Source organism: Faecalibacterium prausnitzii, assembly GCF_003287405.1.
Lineage (GTDB): Bacteria > Bacillota > Clostridia > Oscillospirales > Ruminococcaceae > Faecalibacterium > Faecalibacterium intestinale.
This window is the reverse complement of sequence record NZ_PRLD01000007.1, coordinates 149,054-166,303: the sequence shown is the minus strand read 5'-3', so window position 1 is coordinate 166,303 and position 17,250 is coordinate 149,054. Positions and strand designations below refer to the sequence as shown.

Genomic DNA, 17,250 nt, shown 5'->3' with positions numbered 1-17,250 from the left:
CGACCCGGATCGGGCTCGAACCGACGACCCCCAGCGTGACAGGCTGGTGCTCTAACCAACTGAGCTACCGGGCCATATGGTGGAAGTTAACGGGCTCGAACCGCTGACCCTCTGCTTGTAAGGCAGATGCTCTCCCAGCTGAGCTAAACTTCCACATATGGAGCGGCCGACGAGGCTCGAACTCGCTACCTCCACCTTGGCAAGGTGGCGCTCTACCAGATGAGCTACGGCCGCACATTCCATTTGTTTGTACCGGGCTTTCGTCCGGCGACGTTGGTTATTATACCGCACACTCCGGCAGTTGTCAACCACAAATTTACATTTTTTCAAAAAAGAATGTCTTTTTGCTCTGATACGTTCTTTTTTATCTTGCGTGCGGCGAGGACTCCGCCCTTTTCACCCTGTTTCGCACGGCTGTGTGCACGAATAAAATACAGTTGCTTTCTATTTTACAAACTATTATAATAAAGAGGACGCTTTGTCAAACGGAAAATGCACCCGCGCGGGTGCAGCTTCCATTTATAGAAAAGAAAAAGGAATTGCCAGCAAAAAGGAGCTAACGCAATGTATAAGATCACTGAAAAGGTCGCGCTGAACCCCACCGTGACAAAGATGGTCATCGAAGCCCCGCTGATCGCCAAAAAGGCAAAGCCGGGTCAGTTCATCATTGTACGTCCGTTTGAGGACAGCGAGCGCATCCCCCTGACTGTGGCCGGTTACGACCGCGAAAAGGGCACTGTAGATATCATCTTCCAGATCGTGGGCGGTACCACCATGGAGCTGAACAGCCTGAACGCAGGCGATTGTGTCCACGATTTTGTCGGCCCGCTGGGCCGCGCCACCGAGACCGAGGGTCTGAAGAAGGTGTGCGTTGTGGGCGGCGGCGTGGGCTGCGCCATTGCACTGCCCATTGCCAAGGAACTGCACGATCAGGGCTGTGTGGTGCACAGCGTGATCGGCTTCCGCAATAAGGATCTGCTGATCCTTGAGGACGAGTTCAACGCCTGCAGCGACGAGCTGCGCATCATGACCGACGACGGCAGCTACGGCACAAAGGGTGTGGTCACCGCTGCGCTGGACGAGCTGGTAGCTGCCGGCAACCAGTACGATCTGGTCATCACCATCGGCCCGCTGATCATGATGAAGTTTGTGGTCAAGACCTGCCAGAAGCACGGCCTGAAGAGCATCGTTTCCATGAACCCCATCATGATCGACGGCACCGGTATGTGCGGCGGCTGCCGCCTGACCGTGGGCGGTCAGACCAAGTTTGCCTGCGTGGATGGCCCCGACTTTGACGGCGATCTGGTGGATTTTGACGAGGCAATGGCACGCGGCACCATGTACCGCCCGTTTGAGGCACACGCCCGTGAGGCAGCCTGCAACCTGTTCAAGACTCAGGAGGGAATGTAAAATGGCTTTCAATATGGACCCCAAAAAGTGCCCCATGCCCACGCAGGACCCCAACGTCCGCAACAAGAACTTTAAGGAAGTGGCTCTGGGCTACACCGCCGAGATGGCTGTGAACGAAGCCAAGCGCTGCATCGGCTGCAAGAACAAGCCCTGCCAGTCCGGCTGCCCCGTGGGTATCGACATCCCGGAGTTTATCGCTCACGTTGCAGAGGGCGACTTTGAAGCCGCCTATCAGGTGATCAACCGCTCCTCTTCCCTTCCTGCCGTCTGCGGCCGTGTCTGCCCGCAGGAGAGCCAGTGCGAGGGCAAGTGCACCCGCGGCATCAAGAACGAGCCGGTGGCTATCGGCCGTCTGGAGCGCTTTGTAGCCGACTGGCACCGCGAGAACGTGCACACCGCACCCATCGTACCCGAATGGAACGGCCATAAGGTGGCCATCATCGGCGCAGGCCCTGCCGGTCTGACCGCCGCCGGCGATCTGGCTAAGCTGGGCTATAAGGTGACTGTTTACGAAGCTCTGCACGTTGCAGGCGGTGTGCTGATGTACGGCATTCCCGAGTTCCGTCTGCCCAAGGCCATCGTCCAGCAGGAGATCGACGGCCTGAAGAAGATGGGCGTGGATTTTGAGTGCAACATGGTCATCGGCAAGGTGCTGACCATTGACGAGCTGATGGGCGAGTACGGCTACGAGGCCGTGTTCGTAGGCTCCGGTGCCGGTCTGCCCCGCTTTATGAACATCCCCGGCGAGAGCCTGAAGGGCGTATACTCTGCCAACGAGTTCCTGACCCGTTCCAACCTGATGAAGGCTTACCTGCCCACCAGCAAGACCCCCATCCGTACCGGCAAGAAGGTTGCCGTTGTGGGCGGCGGCAACGTGGCTATGGACGCTGCCCGCAGCGCCCTGCGTCTGGGTGCCGAGAGCGTGTATATCGTATACCGCCGCGGCATGGCTGAGCTGCCCGCCCGTAAGGAAGAGGTGGAGCACGCTGAGGAAGAGGGCATCATCTTCAAGACCCTGTGCAACCCCGTTGCCATCCACCCGGACGAGGACGGCTTTGTGCACTCCATGACCTGCATTGAGATGGAGCTGGGTGAGCCGGATGCTTCCGGCCGCCGCCGTCCCATTGAAAAGCAGGGCAGCGAGTTTGAGCTGGCCGTGGATACTGTGATCATGAGTCTGGGCACCAGCCCCAACCCGCTGATCCGTTCCACCACCCCGGGTCTGGAGACCAACAAGCATGGCTGCATCGTGACCGAGGGCGACGAGGGCAAGACCAGCCGTGACGGCGTGTACGCCGGCGGCGACGCCGTGACCGGTGCTGCTACCGTCATCAAGGCCATGGGTGCCGGTAAGGCAGCTGCAAAGGCCATGGACGAGTACATCCGCAACAAGTAACAAATAGCAATAAGGGCGCTGCACATTTACTGTGCAGCGCCCTTTTTCAGCGCAGATCTTGTTATGAACAGAGTAGGCCCGGAAAGTCTGCGGACTTTCCGGGCCTACATTTTCACGGGATGGACACTGCCGAAAACGGCATCTGTTTTAATGTACGCCAGCCAGTTCCTTTACGGGGCGGCCGGTACGGGTCATTTCGATCTTGCGGGATTTATCGTAGCAGTAGCGGATGATGGCCTGCCGCCGCACGATACCGATAAAGCTGCCCCGGTCATCCACCACCGGGACAAAGTTCTGGTTCATGGCGGCTTCCACCAGCTCATCCATGCTGGTGGTCACCGTGACGGCCTTGTAGTCCCGCTTATGCGCAAACTCTGAGATGGGGATGTCCTCGGCGGCTTCCAGATCCAGACCATGGTATTTTTTCAGTCCCCACAGGATATCGCCTTCGGTCAGCGTGCCCACATATTCGCCCTTGCGGTTCAGCACCGGAATGGAGGCGTAGCGGTTGTTTTCCCACTTTTCCAACGTCTGCCGGAGGGTAAAGTCATCGTAAACGTACATCAGATCCTGCTTTGGGGAAAGAAAAAAGAGAATGTTCATGCCAACAACTCCTATCGCATTTTTTGCAGGCAATACCTGTTGGAACGGTCAGCCTGCGCTATGTAATGTGCCGTGCGTCCGGCGTATTCCGGGAAGTATCATGGGAAAAGGGGGCTGGCAGCCCCTTTTCTTCTTTGTTTCTATTTTAGCACTTTTTCATAGACAAAGAAAGCCAGGCAAGGAAGCTTTTATAATTTATTCACAGATTGTTTTTCTTTATTTGTCATACTTTCCGTCCTGGTGGGTTCTGCACAGCCTGCCTTCAGCATACCACGTCCGCTGCGCAAAGCAGCGCGAGGGCTGTCGAGGGCAGTTCTCCCTTTTTTCTTTACAAAAATGATGCAAAAGAAGCGCAAAAAGCAGTAAATCCAACAATTTGAACTGTACAACCACGGTGCAAAGTTGTATAATAGGGTGGGTGTTTATCTGAGGCAAGCTTCGTTTTGCGCAGCCAATGCCCCCGACCCTTGCGTGTATTTTTATGAAAAATAACATAAAGGAGCAGAGCGACTATGATCACTTCCCGTTTCCCGCTTGGGAATGTCAGCTTTACTGATGGGTATTTTTCCACTCTGGTGGGTGAAGCCACCAAACAGTGCTACGGCGTTGCTGCCATGGCTCCCCGTGATATGACTGACGCTGTGAAAAGCATGGTATACGGTTCCGATTACCCGGAAAAGGGTGTGCGCGTGACCCAGCAGAATGGGCGTCTGGTCATCGAGCTGCACATTGCCGTCAGCTACGGTCTGAACATTTCCACCGCCGCCCGCAGCATCTCCCACCGCGTTAAGGACGAGGTGGAGCAGGCCACCGGGCTGAAGGTCGCCCGCGTGGTGGTGTCCGTGGATGACGTCATCGCCTGATTTGTCTGCAAACCCGAGCCGGGATTTTCCGGCCAGTTACTAAGGAGTAAGAACAATGATTTCTGGTAAGATCCTGCGCGACGCCATCATTTCCGGCGCCAACAACATTAACAACCAGCGTTCCCGCGTGGACGAGCTGAACGTTTTCCCCGTGCCGGATGGCGACACCGGCACCAACATGGGCATGACCGTGGGCGCTGCCGTGCGTGAGCTGGAAGCTCTGGACGACAGCTGCACCGTGGGCGAAGCTGCCAAGACCGCCGCTTCTGCCATGCTGCGCGGTGCGCGCGGCAACTCCGGTGTTATCACCAGCCTGCTGTTCCGCGGCTTCTCTAAGGCTTTGGAGGGCAAAAAAGAGGCTGACGCTGCCGATATCGTGGCTGCCCTGCAGAAGGGCGTTGAGGGTGCCTACAAGGCCGTGATGAAGCCCACCGAGGGCACTATCCTGACCGTTGCCCGCGTTGCTTCTGAGGAAGCCGCTGCCAGTGATGCCGCAGATGTGCCCGCCCTGTGGGACGTGGTGCTGACTGCCGGTCAGAAGGCACTGGAGGACACCCCCAACCTGCTGCCCGTGCTGAAGAAGGCCGGCGTTGTGGACGCAGGCGGTCAGGGCATTATGGTCATCTTTGAGGGCATGGGCAAGGTGTTCCATGGCGAGGCCATTATTGCCGGCGGCGAAGCTGCCCCCAACAAGGCAAAGCTGTCCACCGAGAATGCCGGTAAGGGCGTGTTCACCGACGACCTGATGAAGGTGGAGGACATTACCAACGGCTACTGCACCCAGTTCCTCATCAACAAGAACGAGGGTGCCAGCGCCGCCAAGATGCGTGCCTTTGCAGAGTCCAACGGCGACAGCGTGGTGTGCATTGAGGATGATGACGTCATCAACCTGCACGTTCACACTGCCGACCCCGGCAAGATCCTGAGCGAGGCCATCAAGTACGGCTACCTGACCAACTTCAAGATCGAGAATATGCACGAGCAGTTCCTCGCCCGCCAGAAGCAGGGCAAGAGCCTTGAAAAGCAGGCTTCTGCCGAGAAGGCTCCCTCTCAGGCCAGCGAGTTCATCTACGCCGCCGTGGATCCCAGCCGCGACTACGGCTTTGTGGCTGTTGCCGCCGGTGAGGGTCTGAAGGCTGTGTTCACCGATCTGGCAGCAGACGCTGTGGTGTCCGGCGGTCAGACCATGAACCCCTCCACCGAGGATATTCTGGCAGCCATCCAGAGCGTGCCTGCCAAGACCGTGTTCGTGCTACCCAACAACAAGAACATCATCATGGCTGCCGAGCAGGCACAGAAGCTGGCTGACCGTCAGGTGGTGGTGCTGCCCACCCGCACCGTGCCCATGGGCATTACCGCACTGCTGAACTTTGACCCCTCTGTGAACGCTGAGACCAACACCATCAACATGATGGCTGCTGCCGACAAGGTGTCCACCGGTCTGATCACCTACGCCGCCCGCGACAGCGAGTACGACGGCAAGCGCATCCGCAAGGGCGAGATCATGGCGCTGGAGAACGGCAAGATCGTTTCCACCTCCACCGATATCACCAAGGCCACCTACCGTCTGGCACGCAATATGTGCAAGAAGGATTCCAGCTTCGTCACCATCATTTCCGGCTGTGATGTAAGCGATGAGGACGCCGAGAAGGTTACCGAGATCGTAAAGGCAAAGTGCCCCAACCATGTGGAAGTAAGCCACATCCGCGGCGGCCAGCCCGTTTACTACTATATGATCAGCGTGGAGTAAGCATTCCCCTGCCCTGATTTGACATTATCACAAAACACAAAGAGACTGCTGCATGGTACTCCGTGCGGCAGTCTCTTTTTCTGGCGAAAAAGCAAGTCGGGAAGTTCCGCAGAACTTCCCGACTTGGAAATTATAAAAAATTCTTCCGCTGAAAATGCCCAAAGCGCACGCGGCGGGCATTCAAAATCGTCCAGACCTGATAAAAGGCCGCTGCACAAAATCTGTGCAACGGCCTTTGTTTCTCAGAAAAAGCTTACCTGACTGCTCTCGGGCAGGTCGCCCAGTGCGCCCACCTGACGCAGACGGTCCAGAATGCCGCTGCCCACGCCGGAGGCCTGCTGCAGCTCTTCCACCGAGATATATTCCTCTCCGTGGATGGTCACCCGCTCCAGAGCCTCGGCAGCGGCACCGCCGAGGCCCTTCAGGGCGCTGAAGGGCAGGCGCACCTTGTCGTCCTCCACCACATACTTGGAGCCGCGGCTCTTGCCCAGCTCGATGGGCAAAAACTCGTACCCACGGCTCAGCATCTCGTTGACCAGCTGCAAGCTGACCAGCACATCCTCGTCCTTGGCATTCTTTTCCTCTTTCAGGCGGCGCTTGACCGCTTCCATGTGGGCGCGCGCCACGGCAGCGCCGCCGATGGCGGCTTCGTAGTCGATATCATCGCCGCGCACGGTAAAATACACCGCATAGAACGCCTGCGGCTTGTAGATCTTGTACCACATCAGACGGATAGCACTCATCAGGTAGGCCACAGCGTGAGCCTTGGGGAACATATACTTGATCTTGCGGCAGCTCTCGATGTACCAGTCCGGTACCTCGTGCTCCCGCATGGCTTCCTCCCAGCCCGGCTGGAAGCCGCCCTTGGCCACCTTGCCCTTACGCACGGCCTCCATGATATCAAAGGCCATCTTGGGCTCCAGCCCCTTGCGCAGCAGGTACAGCATGATGCTGTCACGGCAGCCGATGACCTCTGCAATGGTGCAGGTTCCGCTGCGGATCAGTTCGTCCGCGTTGCCCGTCCACACGTCCGTGCCATGGGACAGACCGGAGATCTGGATCAGCTCCGAGAAATTTTTAGGCCGTGCTTCTACCAGCATTCCGCGCACGAAATTCGTGCCCATTTCCGGGATGCCGAAGGTACCGGTTTGGCTGTCGATCTGCTCCGGGGTCACGCCAAGCGCTTCCGGGCTGGTCAGCAGGCTGTACACCTTGGGGTCGTTCATGGGGATGCTGTCCACCGGGATGCCGGTGTATTCCTCAAAATACTTGTAGAAAGTGGGCATATCGTGGCCCAGCTCGTCCAGCTTGAGCAGGGTGTCGTGCAGGTACTTGAACTCGAAATGGGTGGTCAGCAGACCGCCCGCCACGTCATCCGCCGGGTGCTGGATGGGGCAGAAATCGTAGATCTCATAGGTGTCCGGCACAACGACCATGCCGCCGGGGTGCTGGCCGGTGGTACGCTTGACGCCGGTACAGCCCAGCGTCAGGCGGTTCTCCTCGGCGTGGTTCACGGTGCGCTGCCGCTCGTCCAGATACTTTTTAACGTAACCATAAGCGGTTTTATCCTGAATACCGGACACCGTGCCGGCCTTGAACACATTGGCCTTGCCGAACAGCTCCTCGGTGTAGCGGTGCACGTTGGATTGGTACTCGCCGGAGAAGTTCAGGTCGATATCCGGTTCCTTATCGCCGTAGAAGCCCAGGAAGGTCTCGAAGGGAATGTCGTGGCCGTCCACCAGCATCCGGGTGCCGCAGTGGGGACAGTTTTTATCCGGCAGGTCAAAGCCATCGTCCACGCTGCCATCGGTGATGAACTCGCTGTGCTTGCACTTGGGGCAGCGGTAGTGGGGCGGCAGACTGTTCACCTCCGAGATGCCGGAAAAGTGCGCCACGGCAGAGGAGCCGACCGAGCCACGGCTGCCCACCTGATAGCCGCCCGCATTGGAGTAGGCCACCAGCTTGACCGCAATGACGTACAGAACCGCGTAGCCGTGGCCGCAGATGGAATCCAGCTCCTTTTGCAGCCGCTTTTCCACGATCTCGGGCAGGGGATCGCCGTAATCCCGCTTGGCGTGCTCCCATGTGGCATCGCGCAGCTGCTGCTCTGCACCCTCGATGCTGGGCGGGTAGGTGCCCCGGGGGATGGCGCGCACGTTGTTGTCGATCATGGCGGCGATCTTGCGGGGGTTCTTCACCACCACCTCGTAGGCTTTTTCCTTGGGCAGATAGTAGAACTGCGCCAGCATATCCTGCGTGGTGCGGAAGAACAGTGGCGGCTGGTTGTCGGCATCCTTAAAGCCGTTGCCTGCCTGCAATACGGCGCGGTAGATCGCATCCTCCGGCTCGGTAAAGTGCACGTCGCCGGTAGCAATGACCGGCTTGTGCAGATCCTCGCCCAGCCTGATGACGGTACGGTTGAACTCCTTGATCCGCTCCTCGCTGTCCACCTTGCCATCCCGCACCATATAGGCGTTGTTGCCCAGCGGCTGGATCTCAAGGATATCGTAATAGGCGGCGATTTTTTTCAGTTCTTCGTAGCTGGTGCCGTCCACGATGGCGCGGTACAGCTCGCCCGCTTCACAGGCGCTGGTGAGCAGCAGGCCGTCCCGGTACTTGTTCAGCAGGCTGCGGGGCACGCGGGGCTTTTTGAAGAAGTAGTTGACGTGTGCTTCACTGACGATCTTGTACAAGTTTTTCAGGCCCATCTGGTTTTTGACCAGAATGATGAGGTGATAGTATTTCTTTTTCAGCACCTCGCGGTTGCCGCCAAGGCCGGTGTTGATCTCACTGACCTTCGTCACCTCTTTTTCCGCAAGGTCGTTCAGCATCACGCAGAAGATACGTCCCAGCGCAGCGGAGTCCTCGCAGGCGCGGTGCGCTTCGTAGGCAGGCAGTTCCAGATGCTTATTGATGGTTCCCTGTTTATAGTTGTGCAGACCCGGGTACATGGTCTGTGCCATGGTCAGAGTGTCGATATAGGTAGGTTCCAACTTGACGCCGCTGCGCTTGGCAGCTGCCCGTAAAAAGCGCATATCAAAGGCATGGACGTTGTGCCCCACCAGAATGCGGTCGCCCGCAAAGGCAAGAAAGGCTTCCAGCGCTTCCTTTTCACCGGGCGCATCCGCCACCATCTCGTTGGTGATGCCGGTCAACTCGGTGATCTTGGGGGTGATGGGCTTGCCGGGCTTGACGAAGGTGTCGAACTCCTCCACCACCTCGCCGTTGCGGATGATGACCGCGCCGATCTCGGTAAGGTACTCCACCCCAGGATCAAGACCGGTGGTCTCGGTGTCGAACACGCAGAACTCGCCGTCCAGCGGCTGATCCTTTACGCCGTAGACGCAGGGCACCATGTCGTCCACAAAGTAGGCTTCGCACCCGTAGATGAGCTTGAAATCCGGGTCTTTTTTGTGGATGTCATCGGCTGCCAGCATGGCTTCCGGGTAGCCCTGACACACGCCGTGGTCGGTGATGGCAATGGCGGGGTGTCCCATGCGGTGCGCCAGCTTGACGATGCCGCCGGGGTCGCAAAAGCCGTCCATGCTGGAAAGCTTGGTGTGCAAATGCAGCTCCACCCGCTTTTCCGGGGCAGTATCCTCCCGCTTTTTGCGCTCCACGATCAGCACATCGTAGGGGTATACGATGTAGTCGTGCTCGTATTTATCGTAGGAGCAGTCGCCCCGCACGATGACTGTGCTGCCCTTGCTGATGCCCTCCCACTTGGAGCAGTCCTCCCCTTCCTGTGCGCGGACCTTCAGGTTGATAGAACCGGTGTAGTCGGTGATGGACACGGTGTAGATCTTGCGGTAGTTGCCCTTGACCTCGGTAAAGAACACATCGCCCCAGATCATGCACTTGCCGCCCTCGCCGCCCAGATCCTTGAGAGGCGTAAGGTTTTTGGGGGTAAACATTTTGCCGTGGAAGATGGTGACAGGCTTGTCCGTAAGGTTGAGTCCCTCCACCTTGATGGACGGTGCGGTATTTTTTTTCTCAAACTTGACCACCGGCGGTGCGATCTTGCGCTCCAGCTTTTCTTCCATTTGCTGCTGCTCAGCCGCAGTCACCGCGCTTTGCAGCGTCACCTTGGGGGTAACGCCGGTATGCTCAGCAATGCGCTTGGCAAGCAGCTCCTCAAAGCCCATCTCCTGCAAAAACTTTGTGCCGTGGCACACCCCCACCGTGATGTTCTGCCCGGTAATGGAGATGCTGCTCCTGTCCAGAAAGCCGTTGATGGGCACGCCGTCCCGCTTCATGTCCTCCAGCAGGGTGCGCAGGGCGTGCTCGTCCAGCATGGCATAGCCGAACAGGTTTTTGATCTTCAGCTCAAAGCCCTCATAGTCCGGCTGCAGGGAAGCCAGCAGGCGGGCGCAGAGGTTCTGATCCAGCGGGGCGGCGCTGCGCAGAGTAAACTCGACCTGCCGGTCCTGCCGCAGCATCCGGGCGTGCTCCACGATCACCTGCCCGAAGCAGGCCGCAAAATCCGGGTCCGCCATAAACTGCGGCCACAGCTGGGAAACAAGTGGTTTCACAAATGGTACTCCTTTTTGGTGGGTTCTTTACAGCACAAACTGCCGCACCCGTTTTTGCAGGTGTGGCAGTAGGGAAAAGAATACTTACAATTTATAGATCTCGTCCATGAACTGATCCAGAATGTTATCGCCGGTCAGCTTTTTGATGGGCTTGCCGTGGATGAACAGCACGGCCTCGCCCTTGCCGCCAGCAATGCCGATATCGGCTTCGCGCGCTTCGCCGGGGCCGTTGACAACGCAGCCCATCACGGCTACCTTGATGGACTTTTTGTAGCCCTGCAGCCGCTTTTCCACCTCGTTGGCGATTTCAGTGCAGGGGTACTGGGTGCGTCCGCAGGTGGGACAGGTGATGACCTCCGGCCCGGTGACCGGGAAGCCCACAGCGCGCAGGATGTTAAAGCCTGCTTCCACCTCTTTTTCCGGCTCGGCAGCCAGCGACACACGGATGGTGTCGCCGATGCCCTCCAGCAGCATCCCGCCGATGCCCATGCCGCTTTTCAGCAGACCCATCTGGTAGGTGCCGGCTTCGGTGACGCCCACATGGAGCGGGTAGTCGGTGACGGCGCTGAGCTGGCGGTAGGCTTCCATCATGCGGGGCACGTTAGAGTTCTTGATGGAGATGACGATGTTGTTAAAATCGAACTTTTCCAGCAGCCGCACATGGTACAAAGCGCTTTCCACCATGGCCTCCGGGGTGGGTGCACCGTAACGGGCAAGAATGTGCTTTTCCAGACTGCCGCCGTTGACACCAATACGGATAGGGATGTTCTTCTGCTGGCAGGCATCCACCACTGCCTTTACCCGGTCGTCGTCACCGATGTTGCCCGGGTTGATGCGGATCTTGTCCACACCCACGTCCGCGCAGGCCAGCGCTGCCTTGTAGTCAAAGTGGATATCCGCCACGATGGGGATGTTCACCGCGTTCTTGACGGCTTCGATGCACTTTGCATCCGCCGGGCTGGGGCAGGTCACCCGCAGGATCTGGCAGCCTGCAGCTTCGCACCGCTTAGCCTGTGCCACATTGCCTTCGATGTCCTCCACCGGCACATTGAGCATGGTCTGCACCGCAATAGGGTTGCTGCCGCCGATGGTCACATTGCCGATCTTCACTTCACGTTTTTTCTGCCGCATAAGGGTTCCCCTTTCTTATACTGTCCCGGTGATGAGCCGGAGAATATCGTTGTAGGTTGCAAAGAGCATCAGCCCGAACAGCAGCCCGAAGGTTGCAAGGGTGAGCACGCTTTGCAGCTTTTCCGGCACTGTATGGCCGGTGACGCCTTCAATGACCAAAAATACTACCTTACCGCCGTCCAGCGCCGGGAATGGCAGCAGGTTGAGGATGCCAAGGTTGACGGTGATGAGCGCCAGCATCTCCAGCAGATCCTGCCAGCCGTAGCTGGCGGCCTGCCCGATGGCCGATACGATGCCCACCGGGCCGGAGAGGTTGTTGATGCTCTCCCGCCCGCGCACTAAGTCCACAAGGGAGGTGAACACGATGCGCCCATAGTACAGCACGCTGTTGCCTGCCTCCCGCAGCACGTTGCCGGGGGTCTTTTCCAGCCCGTAGACGGAAAAGCCGATGCTCATGTGGGTCTCGCCCTTTTCGTCCTGCCATGTGTCAAACTGTACCCTCGGCAGATGCACCTTTTGGCCGTTCCGCAGCACGGTGAAATCCGCACTGTAGGACTGGGTGCGCACCAGCTCATACAAGATGTCGTTTGCCACAAAGCAGCGGCGGCCGTTCACCGCCAGAACCTTGTCCCCCGCCTGCAGGCCGGTCTGCCCGCAGAGGGCACCGTCCTGAATGGCGTAGATGGTCTTGCTGGTGATGGGCTCATTCTGGGCGGCGATCAAAACCACCAGCACCACAAAGCCCAGCACAAAATTCATGACCGCACCGGCTACCATGACCAGTGCCCGCTGCCATACCGGCGCTTCATTCAGGGGGACGCCGGTGGGCTGCACAGATGCTTCCGTCTCCGGGGCGGGCTGCTCCTGCACAGTATGGGCAGCTTCTGCCTGCTGGCTTTCGGGGCTTTCCTCCCCTTCCAGCGCTACAAAGCCGCCCACAGGCAGGGCGCGCAGGCTGTACTGGGTACCCTTGCGGTTCTTTTTCCAGAGCACCGGCCCCATGCCGATGGAAAACTCGTTGACCTGAATGCCGCAGAGCTTTGCCACCGCAAAATGCCCGAACTCGTGGATGGCGATCACCGCACTGAACACGAGCAGCGCGGCAAGGATGGTGATAATAAATGACATTCGTTCTCCCATATCGCCCCGGAGCCGTTACAGAAACAGCGCCGGGACGTATATTGCTGATAAAGCGTTACAGGTGTGCCTGCACGAATGCGCGCGCCATGCGGTCGCACTCGTACACGTCTGCCAGCGTATAGTCGCCGCCAAAGCTGTCGCTATCCACAACAGCCTCCACCAAGCGGCCGATATCCAAAAAGCCGATCTTGTCCTCAAGGAACAGCTTAACGGCTTCCTCGTTGGCACCGTTGGCGGCGCAGGGGCCAAGACCGCCCTTGCGAATGGCCTTTTTGCAGGCGGCAAGGCAGCGGAAGGTCTCTTCGTCAGCCACATCGAAGGTGAGCAGCTTCAGGGTGGTAAAGTCCAGCTCCGGCACTACGCCCGGCACACGCTTGGGGTAGGTCAGGGCGTACTGGATGGGGATGCGCATATCCGGCACACCCAGCTGGGCAATGATCGAATTATCGCTGAACTGCACCGCAGAGTGGACGATGCTCTGGCGCTGCACCACGATCTGGATCTTTTCCGGCGGCAGACCGAAGAGCCATACGGCCTCGATGAGCTCCAGACCCTTGTTCATCAGGGTGGCAGAGTCGATGGTGATCTTAGCGCCCATGTTCCAGTTGGGGTGCTTGAGGGCGTCTGCACGGGTCTTGCCGCGCAGCTGCTCGGTGGTCATGCCGAAGAAGGGGCCGCCGGAGGCCGTGAGCAGAATTTTGGTCAGGCTGGGAGCGCTCTCCTTATCCTGCAGGCACTGGAAGATGGCGGAGTGCTCGCTGTCCACAGGCAGCAGCTGTACCCCGTGCTTTTCCACAGCCTGCGTGACCAGATGACCGCCGGTGACAAGGCTTTCCTTGTTGGCCAGCGCCAAATCATGGCCGCTCTCGATGGCGCACAGGCTGGCACCAAGACCGGCAATGCCCACCACGCTGTTCAGCACCACATCCGGGCCGTCCAGCGCAGCCAGTTCCTTCAGCCCCTCCGGGCCGGTGAGCAGCTTGGGTGCATTTGCCCGGCCGGCCAGCGCGGCGTCCAGCTTTGCGGCGGCATCCGGGTCGGTCATGCAGACATATTTCGGGTGGAACTCCTCGATCTGCTGCAAGATCTTTTCCACATGGCTGTGGGCAGAAAGGCCGTAGACCTCGTACCCTTGGGCGCGGATGACATCCAGACTCTGGGTACCGATGGAGCCGGTAGAACCCAACAGCGTTATTTTTTTAGACATGATAGTTTCCTCCTCTGTATCAGACGTAGAACACGGCGGTGATGACCATGGTCACGAAGGGCGCAATGAACATCACACTATCGAAGCGGTCCAGAATACCGCCGTGACCCGGGAAGATGGTGCCATAGTCCTTGATGCCGCACTGACGCTTGACCACACTGGCAAACAGGTCGCCGTAGATGCCCAGCACTGCAGCGATGCAGCCCAGCAGCGCGATGATGACATACATGGAGACCCCGATATTAGAGCGGGTAAAGGCTTCCATGCGGTTAGCCGCCATGGAGTAGATGATGGTAGCGACCACGCCGAACACCATGGTGCCCAGCACGCCGCCGATGGCACCCTCCACCGTCTTTTTGGGGCTGACCACCGGGCACAGCTTGTGCTTGCCAAAGGCGCGGCCTGCAAAGTAGGCGCAGGTGTCGCCGCCCCATGCAAAGCAGAGGATGAGCAGAATAAAGAAAACCGCGTCATAGCCGAATTTTTCCACCGGCAGACGCTCCTTGAGCAGGATAAAGGAGTAGAAGCAGAAGATCACGATGCCCGAAAACACCAAAAGACCGCTGGCCTTCTGGTAGCTGATTGTGCCGTTGCGCACCACCAGATAGATGGCAAAAAAGGTGACCAGCACAAAGGACATAGGCATGACCAGCTTGCGCATGGCACTGTAAGTGGAAAGCATGACCAGCAATGTGTAGGGTACCAGCACTGCGTACATGAGCCAGTCCTTTTTTTCAAAGCCGAGGGCGTTGTAAATTTCGTGGACGGCGATCAGGGTGATGGCAGCGATCACCAGATTGAACACCATGGTGTTAAAGGTAAACATCACGCCAATGAGCACCAGAATGCCCACGATCGCAGTAATAATGCGTGTTTTCATAGGTTTCGATCTCCTTTGTTCTTCCGGCAGCAGCCCCTTGCGGGGCAGCGCGCTCCGACCCGAGGAAGTACCGGGTCTGCCGGGTCTGCACCATGGGCGCAGGGTTTGCAATACGGATACTGCGCCGCTCAGATGCCGCCGAACCGGCGGCTGCGGTGGTTGAATTCTTCAATGGCGGTATCCAGATCGGCACGGGTAAAGTCCGGCCAGAGCACATCCATCTCCACCAGCTCCGAATAGGCGGCCTGCCAGAGCATGAAGTTGGACAGCCGCTTTTCTCCGCTGGGACGCAGGATAAAGTCCGGATCCTTCTGTCCGGCGGTGTACATGGCATCGCTCATCATCTGCTCGTTGATATCCTCGGGGCGGATCTCGCCTGCCGCAGCCTTTGCAGCCAGCTGCTGTGCTGCGCGCACGATCTCCGGGCGGCCGCCGTAGTTGATGGCGATGTTCAGGGTCATGCCGGTCTTGCAGGCAGAGTCCCCTTCCAGCTCGTTCATCATCTTTTGCAGTTTGGGATCCAGCGCGGTGCGGTCGCCTAAGAACTTAATACGGATATTGCGGTTCTTGTAGTCAAAGCCCTCGATGAGGTACTGGGCGAACAGCTTCATGATGGCTCCCACCTCTTCCAGCGGGCGCTTCCAGTTCTCGGTGGAGAACGCGTAGAAATACACCGATGCTACGCCAAGTTCATCGCAGTAGTTGGCAATATCCTTAAACACCTCCGCACCCTTTTTGTGTCCTGCGGTGCGGGGCAGGCCGCGGTTTTTCGCCCAGCGGCCATTGCCGTCCATAATGATGCCGATGGAAAGCCCTTCAGCAAATTCTTTGGGGTGTGTCATTTATACCTCCCGGCAGCAAGGCTGCCTGCAAAAAGTGCCGCGCACCTTCCACCAGCGCACGGCACCTCCCAATCGTTATTGTGTGCTGCGGATCAGACGGCCATGATCTCCTTCTGCTTTTCTTCCACGGCAGCATCAATGTTCTTGATATACTTATCGGTCAGCTTCTGGACATCCTCTTCCATGGTCTTCTGGGTGTCCTCGGTCAGTTCGCCGGCCTTCTTCATAGCCTTGGCCTTATCCATAGCATCGCGGCGCACGTTACGCACGGCAACCTTGGCGTCCTCGCCCAGCTTGGAGACTTCCTTAGCCAGCTGCTTGCGGCGCTCCTCGTTGGGTGCGGGGAAGTTCAGGCGGATGGTAACGCCGTCATCAATGGGGGTAATGCCCACATCGCTGGCCATGATCGCCTTGCTGATGGGACGCAGCAGAGTGCGGTCCCAAGGGGTGATGGTGAGAGTGCGAGCCTCAGAAACGGCCACAGCTGCCAACTGCTGGATGGGGGTGGGTGCACCGTAGTAATCCACGACCACCTTATCCAGCACGGCGGGGTTTGCACGGCCTGCGCGCACCGCAGCCAGCTCGCGGCTCAGGTGCTCCACAGAGCTCTTCATCTTATCTTCGAAAACCTTGGTGTTGCTGCTCATTGTCGTTGTTCTCCTGTTTCTTTATTCTATTGATCCATGCAGGCAGCGCACTGCGCCGCTGCTGCTCTATCCAATCGTATGCAGTTGCACCGGGGCGCTATGCTCAGCCCTCGTAGACCAGAGTGCCCACGTTTTCGCCCTGCACAGCCCGTGCGATGTTGTCCGGGTCGGCCAGATCAAACACCAGAATGGGCAGCTTGTTGTCGCGGCACAGGGTAGCTGCGGTGCCGTCCATAACGGCCAGCTGATCCTCCAGCACCTTGGTAAAGGTAAGGGTATCGTACTTTTTGGCATCCGGGTACTTGTGGGGGTCCTTATCGTAAACGCCGTCCACCATCGTCGCCTTGAACATTACATCGGCGCTCACCTCTACGGCGCGCAGGGCGGTAGCCGTATCGGTAGAGAAGAAGGGGTTGCCGGTGCCGCCGCCGAACACAGCGATCTTGCCCTCGTCCATGGCGCGCAGAGCATCCTTGCGGGTAAAGGCAGGGGCCACCTGCGGCATGGTGATCGAGGTAAACACCTCGGTGGGCACGCCCAGCTGCTCCAGCTTATCAGAGACAGCCAGTGCGTTCATCACCGTAGCCAGCATACCGATCTTATCGGCCAGCGTGCGCTCCATCTTACCGCTGGAGCGGCCGCGCCAGAAGTTGCCGCCGCCTACCACGATGCCGATCTGCACGCCAAGCTCGTGCGCCTTTTTCACGCCGCCGCAAATGGCGTCCATGGTGGGCTCGTCAAAGCCCATGCCCTTTTCGCCGCCCAGCGCCTCGCCGCTGATCTTTAAAAGGATACGCTTATATTTCAATGCCATAATCCAAACACCACCTGTTTTATCTTTCGCCGGAT

The 17,250-nt window shown here is 58.3% G+C and carries 13 protein-coding genes and 3 tRNA genes; 4 read left to right on the top strand and 12 right to left on the bottom strand.

Going from position 1 to position 17,250, the window contains the following annotated elements:
• From C4N24_RS08905 to C4N24_RS08895, 3 genes are all read right to left on the bottom strand, one after another.
• Nucleotides 1-74: transfer RNA gene (locus C4N24_RS08905), tRNA-Asp, on the bottom strand.
• Between the two features lie 3 nt (nt 75-77).
• Nucleotides 78-153 (bottom strand) — tRNA-Val (locus C4N24_RS08900).
• 5 nt (nt 154-158) lie between these two features.
• A tRNA-Gly gene (locus C4N24_RS08895) sits at nt 159-234 on the bottom strand.
• 330 nt (nt 235-564) lie between these two features.
• Between C4N24_RS08895 and C4N24_RS08890 the strand changes: the two genes are divergently transcribed.
• Together C4N24_RS08890 and gltA are read left to right on the top strand one after the other, a co-directional pair.
• Complete coding sequence (locus tag C4N24_RS08890; protein WP_097779766.1) at nt 565-1,410, top strand: sulfide/dihydroorotate dehydrogenase-like FAD/NAD-binding protein; 846 nt, start codon at nt 565-567, stop codon at nt 1,408-1,410.
• A gap of 1 nt (nt 1,411) precedes the next feature.
• Complete coding sequence (gltA, locus tag C4N24_RS08885; protein ID WP_112091113.1) at nt 1,412-2,806, top strand: NADPH-dependent glutamate synthase; 1,395 nt, start codon at nt 1,412-1,414, stop codon at nt 2,804-2,806.
• 147 nt (nt 2,807-2,953) lie between these two features.
• On the opposite strand, the gene C4N24_RS08880 is transcribed toward gltA, so the two are convergent.
• Complete coding sequence (locus C4N24_RS08880; RefSeq protein ID WP_112091112.1) at nt 2,954-3,409, bottom strand: CBS domain-containing protein; 456 nt, start codon at nt 3,407-3,409, stop codon at nt 2,954-2,956.
• Nucleotides 3,410-3,921: 512 nt separating this feature from the next.
• On the opposite strand from C4N24_RS08880, the gene C4N24_RS08875 reads away from it, so the two are divergent.
• Nucleotides 3,922-4,272, top strand: coding sequence for an Asp23/Gls24 family envelope stress response protein (locus C4N24_RS08875; protein ID WP_005923940.1), 351 nt, complete (start codon nt 3,922-3,924; stop codon nt 4,270-4,272).
• A 55-nt stretch (nt 4,273-4,327) separates the two neighbouring features.
• A complete protein-coding gene (locus tag C4N24_RS08870; protein ID WP_112091111.1) occupies nt 4,328-6,022 on the top strand; it encodes a DAK2 domain-containing protein in 1,695 nt (564 codons plus the stop codon).
• 242 nt (nt 6,023-6,264) lie between these two features.
• Here the strand turns inward: C4N24_RS08870 and C4N24_RS08865 are convergent, their stop codons facing one another.
• The 8 genes from C4N24_RS08865 to pyrH form a co-directional block, all read right to left on the bottom strand.
• Complete coding sequence (locus C4N24_RS08865) at nt 6,265-10,518, bottom strand: PolC-type DNA polymerase III (RefSeq protein WP_112091119.1); 4,254 nt, start codon at nt 10,516-10,518, stop codon at nt 6,265-6,267.
• Nucleotides 10,519-10,638: 120 nt separating this feature from the next.
• Entirely contained in the window at nt 10,639-11,685 is a 1,047-nt protein-coding gene (gene ispG, locus C4N24_RS08860) for a flavodoxin-dependent (E)-4-hydroxy-3-methylbut-2-enyl-diphosphate synthase (RefSeq protein WP_005923929.1), read from the bottom strand.
• Between the two features lie 15 nt (nt 11,686-11,700).
• Nucleotides 11,701-12,813, bottom strand: a complete 1,113-nt coding sequence (locus C4N24_RS08855; RefSeq protein ID WP_112091110.1) for a M50 family metallopeptidase — start codon at nt 12,811-12,813, stop codon at nt 11,701-11,703.
• 67 nt (nt 12,814-12,880) lie between these two features.
• Nucleotides 12,881-14,032 carry a 1-deoxy-D-xylulose-5-phosphate reductoisomerase gene (gene dxr, locus C4N24_RS08850; protein ID WP_015538102.1) on the bottom strand — a complete coding sequence of 384 codons (1,152 nt, stop codon included), beginning with the start codon at nt 14,030-14,032 and terminating at the stop codon, nt 12,881-12,883.
• Nucleotides 14,033-14,051: 19 nt separating this feature from the next.
• Nucleotides 14,052-14,912 carry a phosphatidate cytidylyltransferase gene (locus tag C4N24_RS08845; protein WP_112091109.1) on the bottom strand — a complete coding sequence of 287 codons (861 nt, stop codon included), beginning with the start codon at nt 14,910-14,912 and terminating at the stop codon, nt 14,052-14,054.
• 128 nt (nt 14,913-15,040) lie between these two features.
• Complete coding sequence (gene uppS, locus C4N24_RS08840; protein ID WP_112091108.1) at nt 15,041-15,754, bottom strand: polyprenyl diphosphate synthase; 714 nt, start codon at nt 15,752-15,754, stop codon at nt 15,041-15,043.
• Between the two features lie 92 nt (nt 15,755-15,846).
• Nucleotides 15,847-16,401: a ribosome recycling factor gene (frr, locus tag C4N24_RS08835; RefSeq protein WP_055185167.1), complete on the bottom strand. Its 555-nt coding sequence runs from the start codon at nt 16,399-16,401 to the stop codon at nt 15,847-15,849.
• A gap of 103 nt (nt 16,402-16,504) precedes the next feature.
• Nucleotides 16,505-17,215 carry a UMP kinase gene (gene pyrH, locus C4N24_RS08830; protein ID WP_005923912.1) on the bottom strand — a complete coding sequence of 237 codons (711 nt, stop codon included), beginning with the start codon at nt 17,213-17,215 and terminating at the stop codon, nt 16,505-16,507.
• Between the last annotated feature and the right edge of the window lie 35 nt (nt 17,216-17,250).

Coding starts and splice junctions, on each gene's coding strand:
- C4N24_RS08890 (WP_097779766.1), top strand. CDS start 565: ATGTATAAGATCACTGAAAAGGTCGCGCTGAACCCCACCGTGACAAAG.
- gltA (WP_112091113.1), top strand. CDS start 1,412: ATGGCTTTCAATATGGACCCCAAAAAGTGCCCCATGCCCACGCAGGAC.
- C4N24_RS08880 (WP_112091112.1), bottom strand. CDS start 3,409: ATGAACATTCTCTTTTTTCTTTCCCCAAAGCAGGATCTGATGTACGTT.
- C4N24_RS08875 (WP_005923940.1), top strand. CDS start 3,922: ATGATCACTTCCCGTTTCCCGCTTGGGAATGTCAGCTTTACTGATGGG.
- C4N24_RS08870 (WP_112091111.1), top strand. CDS start 4,328: ATGATTTCTGGTAAGATCCTGCGCGACGCCATCATTTCCGGCGCCAAC.
- C4N24_RS08865 (WP_112091119.1), bottom strand. CDS start 10,518: ATGGCGGACCCGGATTTTGCGGCCTGCTTCGGGCAGGTGATCGTGGAG.
- ispG (WP_005923929.1), bottom strand. CDS start 11,685: ATGCGGCAGAAAAAACGTGAAGTGAAGATCGGCAATGTGACCATCGGC.
- C4N24_RS08855 (WP_112091110.1), bottom strand. CDS start 12,813: ATGTCATTTATTATCACCATCCTTGCCGCGCTGCTCGTGTTCAGTGCG.
- dxr (WP_015538102.1), bottom strand. CDS start 14,032: ATGTCTAAAAAAATAACGCTGTTGGGTTCTACCGGCTCCATCGGTACC.
- C4N24_RS08845 (WP_112091109.1), bottom strand. CDS start 14,912: ATGAAAACACGCATTATTACTGCGATCGTGGGCATTCTGGTGCTCATT.
- uppS (WP_112091108.1), bottom strand. CDS start 15,754: ATGACACACCCCAAAGAATTTGCTGAAGGGCTTTCCATCGGCATCATT.
- frr (WP_055185167.1), bottom strand. CDS start 16,401: ATGAGCAGCAACACCAAGGTTTTCGAAGATAAGATGAAGAGCTCTGTG.
- pyrH (WP_005923912.1), bottom strand. CDS start 17,215: ATGGCATTGAAATATAAGCGTATCCTTTTAAAGATCAGCGGCGAGGCG.